Origin of the sequence: Saccharothrix sp. NRRL B-16348 (genome assembly GCF_001280085.1) — a bacterium.
Taxonomy (GTDB): Bacteria; Actinomycetota; Actinomycetes; order Mycobacteriales; family Pseudonocardiaceae; genus Actinosynnema.
Genome location: NZ_LGED01000227.1, coordinates 38,364 through 57,837 on the forward strand (window position 1 = coordinate 38,364; position 19,474 = coordinate 57,837).

The following is a 19,474-nucleotide window of genomic DNA, read 5'->3' on the forward strand; positions in this document are numbered from 1 at the left end:
TGGACGGCTCTGTCGCCCAGCTTGATCGGGCCAAGGTTCATTCGCCGCCTTGCCCGCTCGTCTCGTGTCCACCTGTGTTCTGTGACGTCGTGCCCGATGTCTGCTCTGGATCGAGGCCGTCGAGTTGCCGTTGGATGCGTTCGGCGTCGGTTTCGCGGCCTTGTTGCCGGTACAGCTCCAACGCTTCCCGCCAGGCCATGCGGGCCTGGGGGTGTTGGCCAAGGGCGGTGTGGGGGTGGCCGAGGTTGTCGAGGGTGTCGGCGGTCTCGGTGATGTTGCCGAGGGTGCGGAGCAGGCTGACGGCCAGTTGGTAGTGGTGGATGGCCTGGTGGTGGTGGCCGGTGTGGTGGTCGATGTAGCCGAGGCTGTCCAGGGTGGCCGCTTCGGCAGCGGCGTTGTGGTGGCGTCTGTGCAGGGTGAGGGCAATCTGGCAGTGCAGGCGGGCGGTGTCGTAGTCGCCGAGCCGGGCGGCATGCCAACCCACGTTGTTAAGCGCGGCGGCTTCCCACACCGGCCGGTCGAGGGCGCGGTAGAGGTCCAGGGCGTGGTGGGCGTGCTCCAAGGCCCGTCGGTCGTCCCCCCGCCGCTCCCATACCCGCGTGAGCATGCGGTGGGTGTGGGCTTGCTGGGTGGGGTCGTGGTGCTGTTCGGCCAGGGTGAGGGCCCGGCCCAGGTGTTCGGTGGCCTGCTCGTGCCGCCCCATCTCGGCGTGGGCACGACCGAGGAGCCGGTGGGCGAGGGTACGGGTGGTGAGGTCGGGTAGGTGGTCGGTGGCATCGGCGGCGGCCTGCCACACGGCCAGCTCGTCTTGGCGGTGCCCCCGCCACGTGTGGAAGGTGTGCAGTGTCCAGGCCAGGTCCCACACGACGTGATGGCGGCGGTGGGTGGCGGCGGTGCGTTGGGCGGCCAGCAGATGGGGGTGGTGGGTGTCCATCCACGTCAGCGCGGCTGGAAGATCGGGCAGCGGGTGCGGGCGCGCGCCGGAGGTGGGCGGGTCGAGCCGGATCGGCGGGCGATGGGGGTTCAGGAGTTGGTCGGCGGTGTGGGCAGTGTGCAGATGGAAGTCCACCACTCGTTCCAGCGCCGCCCTTCGCACCGGTTCCGGGAGGTTGTCGTGGGCGGTGGTGGCAGCGTAGGCGCGGACCAGGTCGTGCATCGAGTAGCGGCCGTGCGGGCGCCGGTCGAGCAGGGAGGAATCCTCCAGGACGCGCAGGGCTTGGCGCGTCTGCGCTTCGGGTAGGCCGGTGAGGGAGGTGGCGGCGGACAGGCCGATGTCCGGGCCGGGAGCGATCGCTAGCAGCGCGAACACCCGCCGTTGGTCGTCGGTGAGGTGACGCAGGGACCAGGACAGCACCGTGGGCAGGCTGGCGGCGGGGTCGGTGTCGTGGTCGAGCGCCTCCAGGCCCAGGTCGCGTAGTTCGGCGGCGAACTCGGCGAGCGGGAGGGTGGGGCGTGTGGCGGCGTGTCGGGCCGTGATCGCCAACGCCAGCGGGTGGCGTCCGCACAGCTCGATCAGCTCGTCGGTCGCATCGGGTTCGGCGTCGACCCGGTGGTCGCCGAGGCGTGCGGCCAACAGGGCGCGGGCCTCGACCTGAGTGAGGACGTCCAGCTGCACGTGGCGGGCACCGTACCTGTCGATCAGTGAGGGCAGTGTGGTGCGGCCGGTGACCAGCACCGTGCAGGTCGGGCTGCCGGGCAGCAGCGGGACGACCTGTTCGGCGGTGGCGGCGTTGTCCAGCACGATGAGCATCCGCCGCCCGGCGACCAGGCTGCGGTACAGCGCGGCCTGCGCGTCCAGATCCGGTGGAAACCCGCCGGGATCGACGCCGAGGGCTCCGAGGAAGCCGCGCACCGCGTCGCCTGGTTCGGCCGGCATGCCGGTGGGGCTGAACCCGTGCAGGTCGACGAACAACTGCCCGTCGGGAAACCGGCGCAGGTTGCGGTGCGCCCAGGCCAGTGCCAGCCAGGTCTTGCCGACTCCGCCCGTCCCGCCGATCGCAGAGATCATCACCGCCGTGCCCACCGCCGGGGCGCCGGAGACGATTCCCGGCGCGGCCGTGTCCCGGCCGGCCGGTGCGGCGGCGGACGGGGCGCCGTCCAGCTCTGCCAACTCCGCCACCCGGCCGGCGAACACCCCCGGCGCGGCGGGCAGTTGGCGCGGCATCACCGGCGCGGGCGGCGGCGGTGCCGCGTGCAGGTGCACGTCACCGTGCACCACACCGGCCTGCACCGCTCCGCCCGTGGCACCGGACACCGTGTTGCGCACCCGCAGTTCGCCTCCACGGTGGCGGGCCGAGGGCGCGGAGTCATCGGGTTGTTCAGGCTCGGGCGTCACCGTCTGGACACCTCCCCGATCCGGTGGTACTGGGGGTCCCAGCGTTGCACCACACGACCGGACCACCGGCGGGTGTCGGTGGAGTTCACCCGCCCGCCTGAACCCACTCCGCAGAAAGGCGGACCCACGGCCTGCAATACCAAGCCACCCGTACTCGCACCGCAGTTCAAGTCCACAATGGACCGAGAACCCGCCCTCGCGGGCCGGTTGGGCCGTGCACTGCTGCAGGCGGGCCTCGACGTGGAACTCCTTGGTGTCGCCGGGCTCGCCGTCGTCGTCGCCACCCAGCGCGACGACCACGGGCCTTCGCCGCCGCGGGACTCGTAGTCGGGCTCGGACTGCGAGTCGTCCGCGCCGACGTCCGCGACTCCCACAGCATGCAGACGTCATCGACGGACACGACGCAGTCGTGTCCGTCATCGGACCCGCCGGGCGCAAAGCCCTCGGCCTCTACTCGGACGGTGCCCGCGCGACCGTCACCGCGATGCGGAACACCGGCGTCGATCGACCAACAGGCGTTTCGACGTCTCAGCAGCCGCTGGGAGCACGTCCCGCAGGCGGCAGGCAACGCTCGATGTCAACCCTTCCCCAGGGGCCTTGGTTCAGAGAACGTGTGGCCTGGTCACCAACCGGCCGGCCGTCTCGCCGCAATCGTGGTCGACATTGCACATCAACCGCTGGTAATCGGTCACGAGGCAGCGCGCGACATCGCACCCGCCGTCGCGCTCGTTGATTTCGTGGGCTTCGCCCACCGCCGCATCGCAGTAAGGGCACCGCCCCGGGAATCCATCAGAGGGGCAGTGCGGGCTGCGGGCTCGAGTTCGGGTTGTCTTCGTCGCTGATCATGACCTCGCGGTCGTCGGTGGTTGCACTCACCCGTCGAGCCATTGGTTCCGGTCGGCGGGGTGGGGGAAGCGGCAGTCCACGTCGCAGTCCTGCGTGCCTGCGCTGGTGATGAACGGGCAGTCGTCGCGGTGGGCTTTGGTGAAGGTGACGCTGCCGTCGGGGTGCTCGATGACGTGCAGCGCGCCGCCCCACGTGTAGGCCCAGGCGATGTCGTCGGGGTCGATGCGGTGTTCGGCGTCGAAGCCGTAGCTGGTAGTCGAGGTAGTAGTCGCGTTCGACACGGGCTCGGACGGTGCGCCCGGCGATCTCCACGACGCGGGTGTGGTGGTAGCGGTACGCGGAGGCTCCCGCGGACTCGTCGCGTTCGATCACGGAAGTGCTCATCACCGGGCTCCTTTGAGTCGGACGGATGTCCGCCAGGTGGTGTAGCGATTGGCGGGTTACCAGGGCGTGTCGCGTGTGCCGCGCGATGGGGTGTCAGCGCACGGCGGACGTGTCGCGGCCGCCGGCGGAGGTGCCGCAGACGGTGCAGCGTTCCTATCGTTCGGTGGTGCCGGCGAAGCCCGGGACGAGTCCCTGTCTTGGGTGTTGGTCGCGCCGCAGACGGTGCACTGTTCGTCGGTGTCGCCGATCCGGTCGAACGGGGATCGGCGGTGTACCGGTGTGGTGACGTGGTCCATGGTGCAGTCGGGTCGGTGGTTGGACTCGTCTCGGGCCTCGTCGGTGAGGCGGATGTCGTGATGGGGTTGGAGGTACTCGCCGAGGTCGGCGAGTGTGGCGATGCGGAAGGCGGGGATTCGGGCGGCGCAGTCGGGGCAGTGGTCGAGCAGCAGTCATGCCTGTCCGGGGGTGGTGTGGTCGGGGATGAACCGCCACGCCCGCCCGGTGGTGGGGTCGGTGACGGTGATCAGGTCGCCGGGAACCGGTCCGCTTCGGGTGGGATAGGGGCGGTGGGGGTCGTCGGTGACGAGCACGGCGTCGGCGGGTACGTGCAGGGCGGTGGCGACGGTGCGGGCGACGCGGGCGCGGCGTGCCCACCGGTTCCACGTCTCGGGGTTGTCGTGGCGGCGGTGGAATCCGTCGGGGTCGGAGGCGCGGTGGGCGTGCGCGGCGCGTACCGCGCGTTCGGCGAGTCCGTGCGTCATGGTGGTCATCGCGACCATCCGAGGGCGTCGGCGGCGGACTCGGGCAGGTGACCGACCTGTTCGCCTACGCCGAGCCACACCATGGGCGGGTCGGTGGGCGGGGTGCCGTCGGCTTCGGCGTCGTCGGGGGTGCACACCACCCGTGCGAGGAGGTGTCGCATCGGGTAGCCGGGCTGGACGGCGACCCGCAGGGGCGTGGTCGGATCGTAGGCGGACAGGGCGGCGATCGCGTCGCCCACGGTCGCGAGTCCGGTGGTGTTGGTCATCGTGGTTCGCTTCGTGCGTTGTGGTCGGTGTGGTGGCGGTGGGAAAGGTCCGGGTGGGTTGTCCGCCCCGGTCAGCGGGCTGCGCGCAGGGCGGCGGTGGCGGCGCGTCCAATGGCCTGGGCGGTGGTGGTGGGGTCGGTCAACAGGTGCACGGTCGCCCCGTCGAGGGGGGTGTCGTCGGTGTCGGTGGTGAGCCACAGCACCGCACAACCGGCGGCGCACAACCGGTCGAGTTTGCGCTGCCCGGCGCGACGGGGCTGATCGCGGAACCGGCCGTCGGAGACCACGACCAGCAGCCGTGCCGCTCCAGGACGGGCCAGTCCGAGGGCACCGTCGAGGGCGTCGATGGCGGTGGGGATGTCCTCCCAGTTGTCGCGGGAGGCGAACTCGGTGACCTCGGCGGGGTGCTTGCCGGGGCGGGTCAGCGGGCGGACGTGGCGGCCGAAGATCACGCTCGCGGTCTGGGTGGGGACCCTGGTGTGGCGGGCGGCGTCGGCGAGGATCCACGCGGCCGAGGCCACGTGGGCGCGTGCCCAGTCCATCGAGCCGGACACGTCGCAGGCCACGGCCACCCGCAGCGGTGGGGTGGTGACCGGGGTGCGGGTGATGCGGGTGAACGGTTCGGCGGTGACGGTCGCACGGGCGGCGCGTTGGGCTTCGGCGGCGAGCACGCCGCGCATCCGCAACCGTCCCGGCGGCACGTCGGAGGTGGACTTCACCGCGACGCGTTCCCGGACTCCGGCGGTGTCCAACGCCCTCGCCAACGCCCGCGCGGCGGTCCGCTCCGCGGGTGTGGGCCGACGGGTGCCCGCCGTGGCGGTGGTTCCGGTGCGGGGACCGCCGAGGACGAACACCGACCGTGCCGCCTTCTGTGCGGCTTTGTCGGCGGCGGCCTCGCGCGCCTTCTCGGCGGCGGTAATGGCGGCGGGGTCCTCGGGTGTCTGCTCACGCGCCACGTTCGCCGCCACGCCGTTGAGCACGGCGGCGACCGCGCCCGCCAACGGCGACGGGGCACCGGGCACGCCGGGAGTGCCGGGGCGGCCGCCGGACGGGTCGGAGGTGGCGGACGGGTCGGGTGCCGCGCCGGGGTCCGGGGCGTCGGGGTCGGTGCCGAGGATCTCGCACCACTGCCGTCCGAGGGTGAGCATGGTGTCGCCGTCGTCGTCGGCAGTGCGCACGGCCGTGGTCCACACCGCCCGCAGCTTGATCAGCGTGTCGACGCCGAGTACGTCCTGCACGACTCGGGTGACCGGGCCGACCTCGATCTCGGTGAGCACGCCGGCGTCGGCCCGTCCCAGCAGCAGCGCGGCGCTGCGGGCGGCGTCGGCCTTGGTCATCTTCGGTGCGGTGGCGGGGCCGGCGAACAGGTGCAGGTCGGCGGCGACGATGCTGTGCACGCAGGCGCGCAGCCAGTGCCGGTCGTCGGGGCGGCGCAGGATGTGGCGGCCTTCCATGCGGGGCTCTTCCAGCAGCATGGCGGCGGCGACCACGCCGGGCGGGGCGTCGGGCAGTGGTTCCCAGGCGGTGTGTTTGGCGTGTCCGCACTCGTGGGTCAGCGCGCCCCACGTCGGGGCGTAGCGGGACCGGTCGGACAGGTTCGCGGGATCGACGGTGGCGGGGTCGACGCCGAGGTGGGTGCCGTCGACTTCGATCAGGGCGCGGGCCGGGTAGAAGCACGCCGGGGCACCGCCGCCCGCGCCGGGTGCGACGGTGACCACGAGATCATCCCGCTCGGCGATCACGGGGACCTCGTCGGCGAAGGCGACGGACAAGGTCAGCCATTCGGGAAGGGCGGGAAACACGACGGCACCGGTGGCATCGGGGTCGGTCGTGAGGTGGGTGCTCATGGTGACTGTCCTTTCGCGATGGTCGCGGGTCGGGACGGGATCCGGGTGTCAGGGATTGGTCGGGGTGATGCGGGCACCGAGGGCCAGTGGGGTGACGGCGCGGCCGAAGACGGTGCGCACGACGGTGGCGACGGTGTCCCGGTCCTCTTCCGGCGCGATGCCCACCAGGTTCGCGGCGGCGGCATCCGTGCCGAGCACGGCGGCGATCTTCTTGAACGCGAGCAGCTCGCGCAGTTGCGGTGTCCAGCCGACCTCGCCCCTGGCCTGCCGGCTGGCGAGGTTGCGCGCCACCCTGACCGCCTTGCCGTCCACGCCCAACTGGTCGGCGAGGTCGTAGTCGCTGGAGACCTGGACCTGTACGGAGAACCGGCTGGAAAGGGCGTCGGTGAGCACCGCGCCGTGCACACCGGGGTTGTGGCCGGCGACCACGTAGAAGCCGGGGGCGGCGTCGACGACCTCTCCCCCGTTGGCCTTGACGACGATCTGGCGGCGGCCGTCCATCGCGGGGTAGACCACGGCGAGCACGGTCGGCGGGATCAGGGTCGCGTCGTCGATGAACAACGGCACGCCCTCGCGCATCGCGCGGACCAGCGGGCCGTGCACGAACACAAACTCGCCGTCCGGAGTCTTCGTGTAGTCGCCCACGAGGTCGGCCACCACGGTGTCCCCGTCGCCCTGCACCGTGACGCAGTCCGGGAATGCCGCCTCCACCACCGACGTCTTGCCGGTGCCGGGAGGCCCGTACAACAGGGCGGCGACACCGGCGTCCCGCAACCGCCGCAGCGCGGTCACGTCCGGCACTCCGGACAACAGGCGAGGGTGGTAGGCCGTGCCGTTGGGGCGCATCACCGGACCGGTCACCACCACCGAACCCGACGCCGGGGCGGGGTCGGGCGTCGCGGTGGCCGGAGGCTCGGCTCGTCCGGTCGTGCGAGGCGGGAGGGCACCGGCCGAGGCGGACGCGGGCGTCTTCTTCCGGTGGGACGTACCGGATGGTCGGGGCGCGGCCGGCGCGATGGCAGGCCCGGCGGCGGCAGCGGTGGTCGTGGTGGCCCGGTAGCTCAGCGGCGTGGTCGACGCCACCTCGGCTTCGCCGCGCCCGGCGAGCGTCTTGAGCGCGTTGCCCACCGCGCCCGAGGACCGTCCGTTCAGCTCGGCGGCGATCGCACGCGGGGTCAGGGCGGTGCCCGCCCGGTCCGTGAGGATCCGCGCGACCATCGCGCGCAGCTCCCCGTTGCGCAACCGGGAGGTCGCTCCGGAGGCGGACACGGCGGCGGCCGGTGTGATGGCGGGTGAGGTGGTCGTGGCGGTCACGGTGGTGGTCCTTCCGGTTGGTCGAGGTCGTCGGTCGGGCGGTGTCGTCACTTGACGTCGTCGGCGCAGGCGGTCACGCCGTCGGAGTGGGCGGCAGTGCGGTAGGCGGTGACGAAGCGCGGCGGCATGACCGGCTCGGCGTGCGGATTTCCGCCGTAGGCGTCGACGAAGGCGGCCCGCGTCCGGTCGTGGCGTATTCGGACTTGGCCGCCGAGTTCCGCAATTCGATGATCTGCATGATCGGCTCCGTTCATCGGACATTACTCACGCCGGGGGTGGCATTCGCGGCGTTTTCAATCCCTTGTGACAATTCAAAGATAACTCTGCCGCACGGTGCGCGCTATGCGAAACACGCAGTTTTTCAAGACTCTTTCGCCGCTTTATTCGATCGCGTGTCGCAACCGATGAGCCGAGGATCGTTCAGACCGGTCGAGATGCACGGCGGCAGGCGCCGTTCGTGCAGGTCGGCCGCCCAGCCGTGAGCCCGACGATCGCGCACTATGCAACAATTACGCCCGACGAGACGGAAAGCACGAGGACAAGGAAAGGATAATCACGGAATAAAGCCGGAGGCCAGAAACCCGGGTATGCGAACACGGGGCAGGAGATGCGGACAGCGGTGACCACAGGGATCTGGGGGGCCATGACCCAGCGATCCGTCCCGATGTGTCCACCGGCTTGCGGGCAAGCGAGTCTGGGACACCAGCGGATCCCGTTCCACCCCCGCGAGCTGGTCTTACATGACTTGTAAGGGGTGGTCGTCTAACGTGATCCCCCGTGTGAACCCCATTCTGAACCCCCGTGTGAACCCCCGACGGAACTGGCTGTACGTGCAGACGATCTCTTTCTTTGTCACGCATCGTAATGATGCCCATGGTCGAGGGAAACAAGGCTGGACGTTTCGCGCAGAGCAACGGCCGGAACTCCGCCTCCCGATCCGGGCAACCGGCGAGCAGGAGTCCGCACCGTACGACCGCAGCGGCGCAGAGGGTCGCTTGGATCGACTTGCACGAGAAATAGCCTTTCGTGAGCGGCTACATTCAACCAGCGACGTCATTCGGTAGCACATTATGCCGAACAATAGCATCGTAACGCGCGTGTCGTTCGTATCGAGCATGCGGCGCTCGAACCCGGCGACGTCCACCGGCGGCGGGCGACGTCCATCGCGGCAGTGACTCCGGCAGGCCCAGGCCGCCTGACGTTGTGCGCCTCGACGTAGTCCGCAACCCTTTCCGCCAGACAAACCGAACGCCGTCGGTCAGCTCCGCACAACCGTTCGCCTTCCCGCAGAGGCGACACGGTGACGTGCCGGCGGCCGCGATGAACACGCTCCCGCTGCGGAGGTATACCACCACTCGATCGCGCAGCGCCGAATCGAAAGATTAATCGACGAACGACCGAACGTCAGGCCACCTGGGCACCTCGGACCGAGCCAGTACCCACAGGCTCCGGGCCGTCCCGTTCACCGCTCCATCATCCCAGACACCGATCATGAGCAGCGTCATCGACATGAGCGCGCAACCCGAAGCACCCGATCAGCGGCATGACCGGACGTTCACACACGTACCGCGGCCGAGTGTCACGGCCCGAGTGGGGTTCAGATGACCTGGGCAGCCCGCTCTGCGAGCAGAATATCCCGCTGAGCAGGATGTACGCGTTCGATCCTCGCAGCGGTCGCCTCTGGCCCGGTAGGAAGCAGGTAGGAGGATGATCGCCGCATTTGTGCGCCCTCCGCACAATGGGGGATCGGCATACTCGGTCCCATGACGTCGGGGCGTGAGGGACCATCGGTGGTGTCCAACGCCATCCTCGGTGTCGTCGCCGCGCCCATGGTGCAGGCGCACACGATCGAGGGCGGTGTCCATCAACACCACCATGGTACGACTCGCCGTGTCGCCCTGCCTTACCGTGCGGGTGTGGTGCCGCCGCGGGCCGGGGCGTTCCAGGTTCGCCGTGTGACTTTTCCGGTGCTCGGGGCCGTTGGGAGGGCGACCGGAGCCTCGACAGCGGTGCGGGTGTTGTCGGGCCTTGGCGGGGTCGGCAAGACCCAGTTGGCGATAGACCACGCGGAACGGTTGTGGGGCGCAGGCAAGATAGACCTGTTGGTGTGGATCACCGCGGCGTCGCGTGATGCGGTCGTCTCGGAGTACGCGCGAGTCGCCGCGGATCTGACGGGCCTCGACGAGCCGGACTCCGAGGTGGGCGCGCGGCGGCTGCTGGAGTGGCTGGCGCGCACCCGGTCCAACTGGTTGGTGGTGCTTGATGACGTGTGCCGGCCCGGGGATATCGACGGGTTGTGGCCGCCGCCCAATCCGACCGGGAAGGTTCTGGTGACAACGCGCCGCCAGGACGCCGCTCTGCGTGGACACGACCGCCAGGTCGTCGAGGTCGGCGTGTTCACCCCGGAGGAAGCCGGGATGTATCTGCGGTCTGCGTTGGTCGACCAACCGCAACTGCTCGACCATGTCGACGACCTGGCCAAGGACTTGGGTTATCTCCCGCTGGCGCTGGCCCAAGCCGCCGCCTACATGCTGGACCGCGACCTGACCTGTTCGGCCTACGAGGCACGATGGGCGGCCAGGCGACGGCTTGCGGCGCTGCTTCCGGACAACGAGGCCCTGCCTGACGGGCACCGTGTGACGGTCGCCGCCACGTGGGCGCTGTCGATCGAGCAGGCCAATCACCTCGAACCCGCCGGGCTGGCCGAGCCGCTGCTACAAGCGGCCGCCCAGATGGACGCCAACGGCATTCCGATCGACATCTTCGCCTCCGCCGCCGTGACACGGTGGCTGTCGCACACCACCGGCCGGTCCGTCACGACGGACGACACCCGTGACGCGCTGAACTGCCTGCGCCGATTGAGCCTGGTCACGCTTGATCCAGCCGAACCGCACCGCGCGGTGCGGGTGCACGCACTGGTGCAGCGCGCCACACGCGACAACATGCCCGAGGACCTGCATCGCACCGTCACTCGAACTGTCGCCGAGGCCCTGCTGGAGGTGTGGCCAGCTATCGAGGGCGACAGCGTGCTCTCCCAAGTCCTGCGGGCCAACACCGAGGCGCTCCATCACGCAGCCGGTGTGCACCTGTGGCACGACGGTGGCCACCAAGTGCTGTTCCGCGCCGGACAGAGCCTCGGCAACGGCGGCCTGGTCGTGCAGGCCCGCGACTGGTACCTCCGGCTGCACGATGCCGCCGCGCGGCACCTGGGGCCGCGACACCGCGCGGTGTTCAACGCCCGCCACAACTACGCGACATGGCGCGGCGAGGCAGGAGACCCGATCGGAGCGCTCGCCCAGTTCCGGGCCCTGCTCGCCGACCAGGGACACGTGCTGGGCACCGACGATCCCGACACGCTGGTCACCCGGCACAACATCGCTGCGCTCCTGGCCGAGAACGGCGGCCTGCACGATGCGGTGCGGGAGTTCGAAACCCTGCTGACCGACCAAGCCCGCCTACTCGGCCCCGACCACCCCGACACACTCGGCACCCGCGGCAACCTGGCGTCCTGGCGAGGCGAAGCCGGAGAACCCCACAGGGCTGTGGCCGCATTGCGAGGCGTCCTGCGAGCCAAGGTCCGCATCCTAGGCCCCGACCACCTCGACACGCTGGCCACCCGCAGCAGCCTCGCGCGCTGGCGGCGGGAGGCCGGCGACCCACAGGGCGCAGTCGCGGATCTCGAGGCCGTGCTGGCAGGCAGGCAGCGTGTGCTGGGCCCCGACCACCCCAGCACACTCGCCACCCGCGGAACGCTCGCCCGATGGCGCACGACAACCGGCTCGACGCCCGGCGATGCCGTCGTCGAGTTGGAGCAACTGTTGTCCGAGCACATCCGGGCGCTCGGACCCGATCACCCCTACACGCTCACCGCCCGACACAACCTCGCAGTGTGGCGCGGCACAGCGGGCGACATCGCTGGCGCCGTCGCCGACCTGACCACCGTGCTGGCCGACGACACGAGGGTCCTGGGAGTCGACCACCCCGACACTCTGCTCACCCGGGCGAACCTCGCTCACTGGCGCGGCCGGGCCGGTGACGTCGCAGAGGCGGTCGCGGATCTGGAGGCGGTGCTGTCAGAACGGAACCGGGTCCTCGGGCCCCAACACCCGGACACGCTGATAACCCGCAGCAACCTCGTGCTGTTGCGCAGCCGGTTGTCCTGATAGGCGTAGTGCCCGCCGAAACCCGTCCATACAGCCCCGGCAGCGAGGGGACTCGCCAGGGCACGGTGGAGGGCTTGAAACGGCGGACTTCCTGCATCCACCGCACGTACAGCTCCACCTGCGCCCGCTCGACCGACAGTGGGGCTGGCCTGCGCTCCGTGCACCAAGCGAAGAACAGCCGCAGGTCGGACTCGGAGTGGACCCGCGACGCCCCGGTGAACCGCCCGAGGTAGGCCGAGGTCGCCAACCGCACTACAACATCATCAACATCCGATACGACATCCATGAGCCACGATCCCCACGGCGCGAGCCCGGCCGCACCGGTCGCGGCAGAAGCGGATGTTCGTCAGGTCGCGTCCGACGGTGTCGGCGGTCGCCAGCCAGACCGCGCTGTCCGGCCCGTTTCCCTGGGCCCGGCACACCACACGTCGTTCCTGCCCGGCGTCCGCCACAGCCCTCGACATCCTGTCCCGGCCCATCGGAAGCTCACCGAGGCCGACCGGCCCAGCCCGGACATGTCATCGGGCAGCGCCTGCCACGCCAGTCGGTACAGCTCGATCGAGGTGTCGCCGTTGACCGACGCATTTGCCTGCACGGCGGCGACCACGTCGTCCAGGTGCTGCGTCCACCGCTGCTCGAGCATGGCATCACGCGGAGGTACCGATGACAGGGCGCAGGCGGTGCCCGCCAGGCTGCTCGTCGTTGCCGTGCTGGTGGACGTGGACCCGCGCGCCTGCCGGGTGCCTCCGTTGGCCCGTTCCACCGTGGCGGGTGATCCCGGATCACGTGCAGCCGGTGTCGGTGGTGTCGGCCCTGGGCACGGCGGTCAGCAGCGCGCACAGTCGGGTGACGGCCGTGTCCGTGTCGGTCGGGATCATCAGCACCTCGTCACCGGCGCTCACCAGCCCGTCGGCGGTGAAGGCGAGGCGAGGTGGGTTCGGGCGCGGGCTCGACCTGTGGCCTTGGACGCCGGCCAGCTTCTCCCCGGTCGCCACGTCCCACAGTTGCACCTCGGCGCTGCCGGAGGAGGCGGTCGCCATGGTCTTGCCGTCGGGGGCGATGGCCAGGTCGGTCACGTCGGGGCCGATCGCGATCTCCCGTTCGACGCGCGCCGTGGCGGGGTCGGTGAACTTCGCGGTCCCGCCCGCCGCGACGACCAGCGATCCGCCGTGGAAGGTGACGGCGAGCAGATCCTTGTCCTCGACACGGCCCTCCTGGCGGGTGAACGATCCGGTGTCCCACGCCTGTGACCACACGCTGACGTCGCCGAGCATCTCGCCGGCGAGCCACCTTCCATCCGGTGAGAACAGCAGGTCTCGCGCCGGGTAGGGCGTCTCGACGCGGGCGCGTTCGGCGAAGGTGTCCAGCGTCCAGACCCGGATCTCGGAGTAGTCCTTCGCCCCCGGCGGACGCAGTACGGCCGCGATCAGGTCCGCCGCCACCGCGACGTCCCTGACCTCGGTGCCCGCCGCCAGTGGCACCGTCCGCTCCTCGCCGTCCGGGTCGGTTACCGCGATCTCCTTTCCCGTGGTCAGCTCGCGGGTCACCGCACGGTGCCCGCGCGGGCCGAACCGGACGTCCACGCCCGTCACTGGTTCGCCCTTCCGGACAGGCACCACGCGGTGCTCGTCGGCGACCCACGGCGTGCCGGCGGGATCGACGGCCAGACTCTGGGCGGCGCCGTACAGGCCGTCGTAGCGGTGCGGGGTGGGCCGCCACACCACGACCATGTCGACCGGCGTCACCCTCGCCGTCGCCGTGTCCGCCGCCTTGTCCGTCGCTCTGGCGGCGATGGTGCCGCCGGAGGAGGCCAGTACGGAGACAGGGCTGACGTCGGCCGGGTACTCGGCCATGACGGCACCGTCGACGGGCGAGTGCGCGGTCACCTTTCCCGTGTCGGTGACCAGCACTCGTTCACCGTCGCCGAGCACGGCCATCGCGCCGTCGCCGGTCGCCAGCGAGCCGAGCGGTTCGGCGGTGTCCGGGTTCCACAGCCGCACGGTGCCGTGGTGGCGGGTGGACGCCAGGAACGCGGAGGCGTAGTCCAGGCGCACGAGGTGGTTCGAGTCCGGCTGCGCGTCGCGGTGCTCGGTGCGCAGGGCGATCCGTTCCCCGGTCGGGTCCCACACCTCCAGCACACCATCGGACCGCCCGACCGCCAGCCGTCGCCCGTCCGGGCGGAACTTCACGTCGCTGACCAGCGCACCGTGCGCGAACGCCGACCGGATGCGGGTGCCGTCGCGCCACAACTCCAGCCCGCCGCCGACGGCGACCGCGAGCGTCCCGTCCGGGCTCCAGTCGACCGCGCCCGACGGCCACCCGCCGGTGCGCGGGCCACCGTACTCCTTCGACTTCGAGCCGAGGTTCCACACGGTGGTGTCGCCGGCGGAGACCGCGAGGCGCGCACCGTCCGGGGAGAACCGGAGACCGGCCACGTCCTCGTCGGCGCTGTTGCCGCTGTCCTCGACCGAGATCAGCGCCCGCCGTTCGACGACGTCCCAGACCAGGAACTCGCCCCGGTACCCACCCACGGCGATGCGCCGCCCCTCCGGGTCCACGGCGATGGCCCGCGCGGTGGCGAAGGTCGGGTGGTCCTGCCCGGTGAACGTCAGCGGGGCGGTCCGGGTCAGCGCCGTGAGCAGCGCCGAACGCGCCTCCGGGGTCGGGGCGGCGTGCTGGGCGCGCAGGGCGTCGCGCATCGCCTGCACCGGGTCCAGGGTGGTCAACGACTCGGTGGCGCGTTGCCGGGACAGCTGCTGCGCCGACTCGTCACGGGCCAGTACCGCCATGGTGGCGGCGATCGCGACGACCACCACCAGCGCGGTGGACGCGGCGGCGGTGGTCACCCGGGCGGTCCGGGACCGCCGGCGCGCCCGGCGGATCGCGTCGAGGTAGTCCCGCTCGACGGGCGTGAGGGCGGGGTGCCCGGAGGCCCACGACAGGGTCGTCACCAGGCGCGGCCCACGCGGCAGGTCACCGGCATGGCGGCCCGCGTCGACCCAGCGCCGGGCGGCGTCCGCGAGCCTGCGGTGGGCCACCAGGACGTCGCGGTCCTCGTCCACCCAGGTGCGCAGCCGGGGCCAAGCGGACAGCAGCGCCTCGTGGCTGAGCTGCGCGCCGTTCCGGTCGACGGTGACCAGCCGGGCCTCGACGAGCCGGTCCAACACCGGGCTCGGCGGCAGCACCGCGCGTCTGCGGGTGACCGCGCCGCTGTCGTGCACGCTCGTCATGAGCAGCACGATCGTGCGCAGGGCGTGCTTGTCGGAGGAAGAGAGCTGCGCGTAGACCTGTTCGGCGGTGCGCGCGACGGCGCCGTCGATCCCGCCCGTGGCCAGGTAGGCGGCCAGGGTGAGGGTGTCGCCCTGGCGGTGGTGCCAGGTCTCGCGCAGCGCGTGCGCCAGGCGGGGCAGTGCACCCGGGTCGTAGTCGGCGCCGCCGAGGTCGGCGATCAGCCGGGCGGGCAGCCCGGGTTCGACGGACGTGCCCACCGCCTCGGAGGGCGCGGTGATCGCCCGGCCGAGTTCGTCCACGCCGAGCGGCCCCACGATCACCGCGCGGGCCAGGGCGCGGCGCAGCGGCGGCAGACCGATGCAGCGGTCCACGAAGTCCGCCCGCACGGACAGCACCACAAGACCCGAGCCCGCGTCCGCCAGGGCCGACGTGAACGCCACGCGCTCGTGGTCGCCGATGTCGTGCGTGAACAGCTCCTCGAACTGGTCCACCACGATCAGCACCCGCCGGGTCAGCGCGAGCCTGCCGGCCCGGATGCCGTCCGCGAGCACGGCGGGATCGGCTCCGATGACGCCCGCGACGGCGCCGGCGAGCGCACCGATCGGGTCCGCGCCGGGGGTCAGCACCACGTGCGGCCAGTCCGGCACCGCCGGCAGCAGCCCCGCGCGCAGCAGCGACGACTTGCCCGCGCCCGACGCGCCCACGACGATCGTCGGCTCCGGCTGGACGGCCTGCTCGGCCAGCCGCACCACCAGCTCGGTGACCACGTGCGCCCGGCCGTGGAACCAACCGGCCTCCTGCTCGGTGAACCCGCGCAACCCCGGGTAGGGGCAGCCCTCACCCGGCGCGCGGGTGACCGTGCCGGCGGCCGAGCGGATGACCGCCTGGACGAACAGCTCGCGCTCGGCGGTGTCGGCGGCCACGGTCATGGTGCCGTTGAGCCGGGCGGCCTCGGCGGCGGCGGAGATCAGCGCGGACGCCGTCGGGTAGCGGTGGTCCGGCTCCTTGGCCAGGCCACGGGCCAGCACCGCGTCCAGACCGGGCCCGATGCGCGGGTCGAGCCGGGACGGGACGGGCGGCGGCTCCAGCAGGTGAGCGGCCAGCTTCGCGGCGGGCTCGACCCCGTCGAACGGCAGCCGGCCGGTCAGCCCTTCGAACAGCACGCAGGCGAGCGAGTAGACGTCCGCGCGGCCGTCCACCTCGCCGCCGAGCCGTTCGGGCGCGATGTAGTCCAGCGAACCGATGAACTGCCCGGTCCGGGTGATCGCGGTGGCCGCCGTGGGTAGGGCGATGCCGAAGTCGGCCAGGTAGGCGTGCCCGAACCGGTCCACCAGGACGTTGGAGGGCTTGACGTCCCGGTGCACGAGCCCGGCGGAGTGCGCGGCGTCGAGCGCTTCGGCGACCTGCCGCAGCAGCGCGAGCAGGGCGTCCGGCGTCAGGCCGTCGGCCAGCAGCCGGTTGAGGTGGACGCCCTCCACGAGCCGCATGTCGAGGTAGAGCGTGCCGTCGATCTCGCCGTACGCGTGCACCGGGACCACGTGCGGGTGCGAGAGCCCTGCCGCGATCCGGGACTCCCGTCGGAACCGGGCCTCGAACTCCTCGTCGTCGGACAACAGCCGCTTGAGCGCCACCGTGCGGTCGTTGACGGTGTCGTGGGCCCGGTGCACCACCCCCATGCCACCACGGCCCAACAACTCCCCGACCAGGTAGGGCCCGAACCGCTCCGCCATGTTCCTCCTCCGCCGCGTGCGATGAGCAGTAAACCGGCTTCGCGCTGCCGTGTGCCCGGAGTCACCGGGTCAAGCGGATGTTTCCGCCCGCTTCGGCGGCATGAGTCCAAGGCCGGTAGGGAGGAGGTGCCCTCGCGGGCAACTCTGATGGTTGAACACCATCCCGTGTCGCCACTTCGTGGACCGAGCGACCGACACCCCACAGACCTGCCTACTGCTCAGCCAGATCGCGATCCCAACTCGACGACCAAGGCGACACCTCGACCACCATCGCCTACACGACACGCGACGCCCGCAGCAGCGAACGCCTCCACGGCCCCGACCACCCCTGCACGCTGACCTCCCGGCCTACGCCTGCCAGGCGGCGGGTGACCTGGGCCGGGTCATCCCGCTGTACGAAGCCACCCTCGCGGACTGCGAGCGGGTGCTGGGCCCGAGCACCCCAAGACCAGGATCGTCCGCCAGAAACTGAACGCCGTCACGGACGACTGAGCACGCCTCCCCGACCACAGGGACATGCAACACCAACCGACTCGACAACGCCGCCGACGACCGGACATCGACATGAGCGCGCAACCCGGAGCACCCGATCAGCGGCAGAAGCGGACGTTCGGTTCGGGGATCGCAGTAGTCAGGACGTGGGGTTCGGACGTCGCCGTTGCCTGCGTGGTCACTTCGGTTGCCTGGTTGCGATGTCGATGGCACGCCGCATTGCCGTCCCGAGGGGTTGGCCGGTCCGCAGAGCTGCCTGTCCGGCGGCGAGAACGGCTCCGGTGACGCCGCCGACGATCGCGGCGGCGTCGATGTCGTCGAGTTCGTCGGCGCAGGTGTGTCGGAGTGCGGCGGCCAGTTGTTGTTGGGCGTCGAATGCCCGTTGCAGCATGGTCGCTCGCAGCGCCGGCACCGAGGTGATCAGGTCCAGCCGGATCATCTCCAGGTCGCCGGCCGGGTCGCGGAGTCCTGCCCCGGCCTCGGCCAGCATCCGCAGCATCGCGCGCCGCAGGACGTCGAGCGCCGTGTCGCCGGAGTGGCGCTCCGCGATGACGTCCAGCCCGGCGCGCAGGATGTGCTCGCCGTCCTCGGTGAGGACCAGGTCCTCTTTGGTCGCGAAGTGGTTGAAGAACGTCGCGTTGGACACCTCGGCGGCGGCGGCGATCTCGGCGGTGGTCGTCCGGTCGTAGCCCTTCTGCGCGAAGAGCCGGTACGCCGTTTCGACCAGCGCCCTCCGGGTGCGCTGCTTCTTCCGCTCTCGCAACCCCGTCGGTTCGGTCATGCGGTCATGGTACTGGAGTGACCGTAATGTTAGAGTCACTCTAAATCTGGAGTTCATGTAGCGAGGGGCGGACATGGCGATCGAGGCGTTTCTGAGGCGACTGGAGTACCGCGAGCCCGTCCGGGCCGATCTGGTCACGCTGCGCGGGTTGCACCGGGCGTGGCGGCTGCGGGTTCCGTACGAGAACATCGACATCCAGCTCGCCCGGCCGGTCCTGCTCACAACGGACGCGCTGGTGGACAAATTCGCGCGTCGAGGGCGCGGAGGTCTCTGCTACGAGATGAACGGCGCGCTCGCCCTGCTGCTACGGGCGGTCGGGTTCACTGTGACGATCGTGGAGGCGGCGGTGCTCCGCGCCACCCGCGGCGAGGGGCAGTGGGGCAACCACATCGCCCTGCTGGTGGACGTCGAGGGACAGCGGTGGCTGGCCGACACGGGGATCGGAGACGCGTTCCTCGAACCGCTGCCGCTGCGGGAGGGCACGCACCGCCAGGAGAGGCTGGCCTACCGGATGGAACGTCTCGACACTGGAACGTGGCGTGTGCACCACCACCCGGAGGGCACGGTCTCCTCTTACGACTTCCGCACCGCGCCACGCGAACTCGCCGAGTACGCCAACAGGGCGGCGGACAAGCCGGCCGACTCCCCGTTCGCCAGGGTGCTCGTGGCTCAACACCACCGCGACGACCACGAACTGGCCCTCCGCGCACGCACGATCACCCGCACCGGCCCTTACCGCACCGACCAACGCACGTTGTCCACCCTCGACGAATTCGCCGCGGCGCTGACGGAGTTCCGAATCCCGCTGGACGACATCGAACCCGGACACCTGACCACGCTCTGGGAGAAGACCGCCCACCAACACGAGGCCTGGCTGGCCATCCGACAGCGGGCCGGGCGGACCTGAGCACGGGAACCGGTGTGGCACACCACGGCGACCGGTCCGAGCCGATGAACCGCCTGGCCAACGTGAACGGCCGCAACAGCTTCGGCCACTCGTTCGAGGCGGGCAGCACGCCCGTGTCGAGACCGGCCAGCAAACCGGCGCGCAGCACGACGACTTGCCCGCGCCCGAGGGCGCCATGACCACTTGGAGACCACCGGTCCGGACCCATCGATCCAGGCGCGCGACCACGTCGGCAACCACCCCCTCGCGCCCGAAGAACCACCCCGCCTGTGCCCGATCGAAGGCCGCCAGGCCGGGATACGGGCAGTCGCCGCTGACCTGGCCAGATATGACCCGGCGCTGACCCCGTGCCTGGAGATCCACGACTGACGACGGCAGGCCGAGCTGGCGCAGTTCGGCGACCTCGCCGAACTGGCA

General features: G+C 71.1%; 14 protein-coding genes and 1 pseudogene. 3 read left to right on the forward strand and 12 right to left on the reverse strand.

Going from position 1 to position 19,474, the window contains the following annotated elements:
* Positions 1 to 37: 37 nt before the first annotated feature.
* Entirely contained in the window at positions 38 to 2,335 is a 2,298-nt protein-coding gene (locus ADK67_RS33790; protein WP_231648468.1) for an ATP-binding protein, read from the reverse strand.
* A 177-nt stretch (positions 2,336 to 2,512) separates the two neighbouring features.
* On the opposite strand from ADK67_RS33790, the gene ADK67_RS54055 reads away from it, so the two are divergent.
* Positions 2,513 to 2,662, forward strand: a complete 150-nt coding sequence (locus tag ADK67_RS54055; protein ID WP_231648469.1) for a hypothetical protein — start codon at positions 2,513 to 2,515, stop codon at positions 2,660 to 2,662.
* Between the two features lie 275 nt (positions 2,663 to 2,937).
* On the opposite strand, the gene ADK67_RS51510 is transcribed toward ADK67_RS54055, so the two are convergent.
* From ADK67_RS51510 to ADK67_RS54060, 7 genes are all read right to left on the reverse strand, one after another.
* Positions 2,938 to 3,087 (reverse strand): hypothetical protein, encoded by a 150-nt coding sequence (locus ADK67_RS51510; RefSeq protein ID WP_157621072.1) that lies wholly within the window; start codon positions 3,085 to 3,087, stop codon positions 2,938 to 2,940.
* Positions 3,088 to 3,207: 120 nt separating this feature from the next.
* A complete protein-coding gene (locus tag ADK67_RS33795; protein ID WP_053720621.1) occupies positions 3,208 to 3,462 on the reverse strand; it encodes a hypothetical protein in 255 nt (84 codons plus the stop codon).
* Between the two features lie 552 nt (positions 3,463 to 4,014).
* The gene (locus ADK67_RS33800) at positions 4,015 to 4,335 is read right to left on the reverse strand and encodes a hypothetical protein (RefSeq protein ID WP_231648470.1); all 321 of its coding nucleotides are present in this window, start codon (positions 4,333 to 4,335) and stop codon (positions 4,015 to 4,017) included.
* Positions 4,332 to 4,592, reverse strand: a complete 261-nt coding sequence (locus ADK67_RS33805) for a hypothetical protein (RefSeq protein WP_053720622.1) — start codon at positions 4,590 to 4,592, stop codon at positions 4,332 to 4,334. The genes ADK67_RS33800 and ADK67_RS33805 overlap by 4 nt, the downstream gene beginning before the upstream one ends.
* A 71-nt stretch (positions 4,593 to 4,663) precedes the next feature.
* Positions 4,664 to 6,439, reverse strand: a complete 1,776-nt coding sequence (locus ADK67_RS33810) for a vWA domain-containing protein (RefSeq protein ID WP_053720623.1) — start codon at positions 6,437 to 6,439, stop codon at positions 4,664 to 4,666.
* A 48-nt stretch (positions 6,440 to 6,487) separates the two neighbouring features.
* Positions 6,488 to 7,753 (reverse strand): AAA family ATPase, encoded by a 1,266-nt coding sequence (locus ADK67_RS33815; RefSeq protein WP_053720624.1) that lies wholly within the window; start codon positions 7,751 to 7,753, stop codon positions 6,488 to 6,490.
* A gap of 47 nt (positions 7,754 to 7,800) precedes the next feature.
* On the reverse strand, positions 7,801 to 8,007 hold the full coding sequence (locus tag ADK67_RS54060) for a hypothetical protein (protein WP_157621074.1): 207 nt from the start codon (positions 8,005 to 8,007) through the stop codon (positions 7,801 to 7,803).
* A 1,539-nt stretch (positions 8,008 to 9,546) separates the two neighbouring features.
* Here ADK67_RS54060 and ADK67_RS33820 point away from each other — a divergent pair.
* Complete coding sequence (locus tag ADK67_RS33820) at positions 9,547 to 11,916, forward strand: tetratricopeptide repeat protein (RefSeq protein WP_197289744.1); 2,370 nt, start codon at positions 9,547 to 9,549, stop codon at positions 11,914 to 11,916.
* 346 nt (positions 11,917 to 12,262) lie between these two features.
* On the opposite strand, the gene ADK67_RS51520 is transcribed toward ADK67_RS33820, so the two are convergent.
* From ADK67_RS51520 to ADK67_RS33830, 3 genes are all read right to left on the reverse strand, one after another.
* A complete protein-coding gene (locus ADK67_RS51520) occupies positions 12,263 to 12,559 on the reverse strand; it encodes a hypothetical protein (protein WP_157621075.1) in 297 nt (98 codons plus the stop codon).
* A gap of 139 nt (positions 12,560 to 12,698) precedes the next feature.
* Positions 12,699 to 16,877 carry a serine/threonine-protein kinase gene (locus ADK67_RS33825; RefSeq protein WP_053720626.1) on the reverse strand — a complete coding sequence of 1,393 codons (4,179 nt, stop codon included), beginning with the start codon at positions 16,875 to 16,877 and terminating at the stop codon, positions 12,699 to 12,701.
* Between the two features lie 670 nt (positions 16,878 to 17,547).
* The gene (locus ADK67_RS33830) at positions 17,548 to 18,150 is read right to left on the reverse strand and encodes a TetR/AcrR family transcriptional regulator (protein WP_053720627.1); all 603 of its coding nucleotides are present in this window, start codon (positions 18,148 to 18,150) and stop codon (positions 17,548 to 17,550) included.
* 73 nt (positions 18,151 to 18,223) lie between these two features.
* On the opposite strand from ADK67_RS33830, the gene ADK67_RS33835 reads away from it, so the two are divergent.
* Positions 18,224 to 19,057 (forward strand): arylamine N-acetyltransferase family protein, encoded by an 834-nt coding sequence (locus tag ADK67_RS33835; protein ID WP_053720628.1) that lies wholly within the window; start codon positions 18,224 to 18,226, stop codon positions 19,055 to 19,057.
* A 156-nt stretch (positions 19,058 to 19,213) separates the two neighbouring features.
* Here the strand turns inward: ADK67_RS33835 and ADK67_RS55475 are convergent.
* Positions 19,214 to 19,420 (reverse strand): annotated as a pseudogene (locus ADK67_RS55475) (nSTAND1 domain-containing NTPase); the annotation flags it as partial.
* Positions 19,421 to 19,474: the final 54 nt, after the last annotated feature.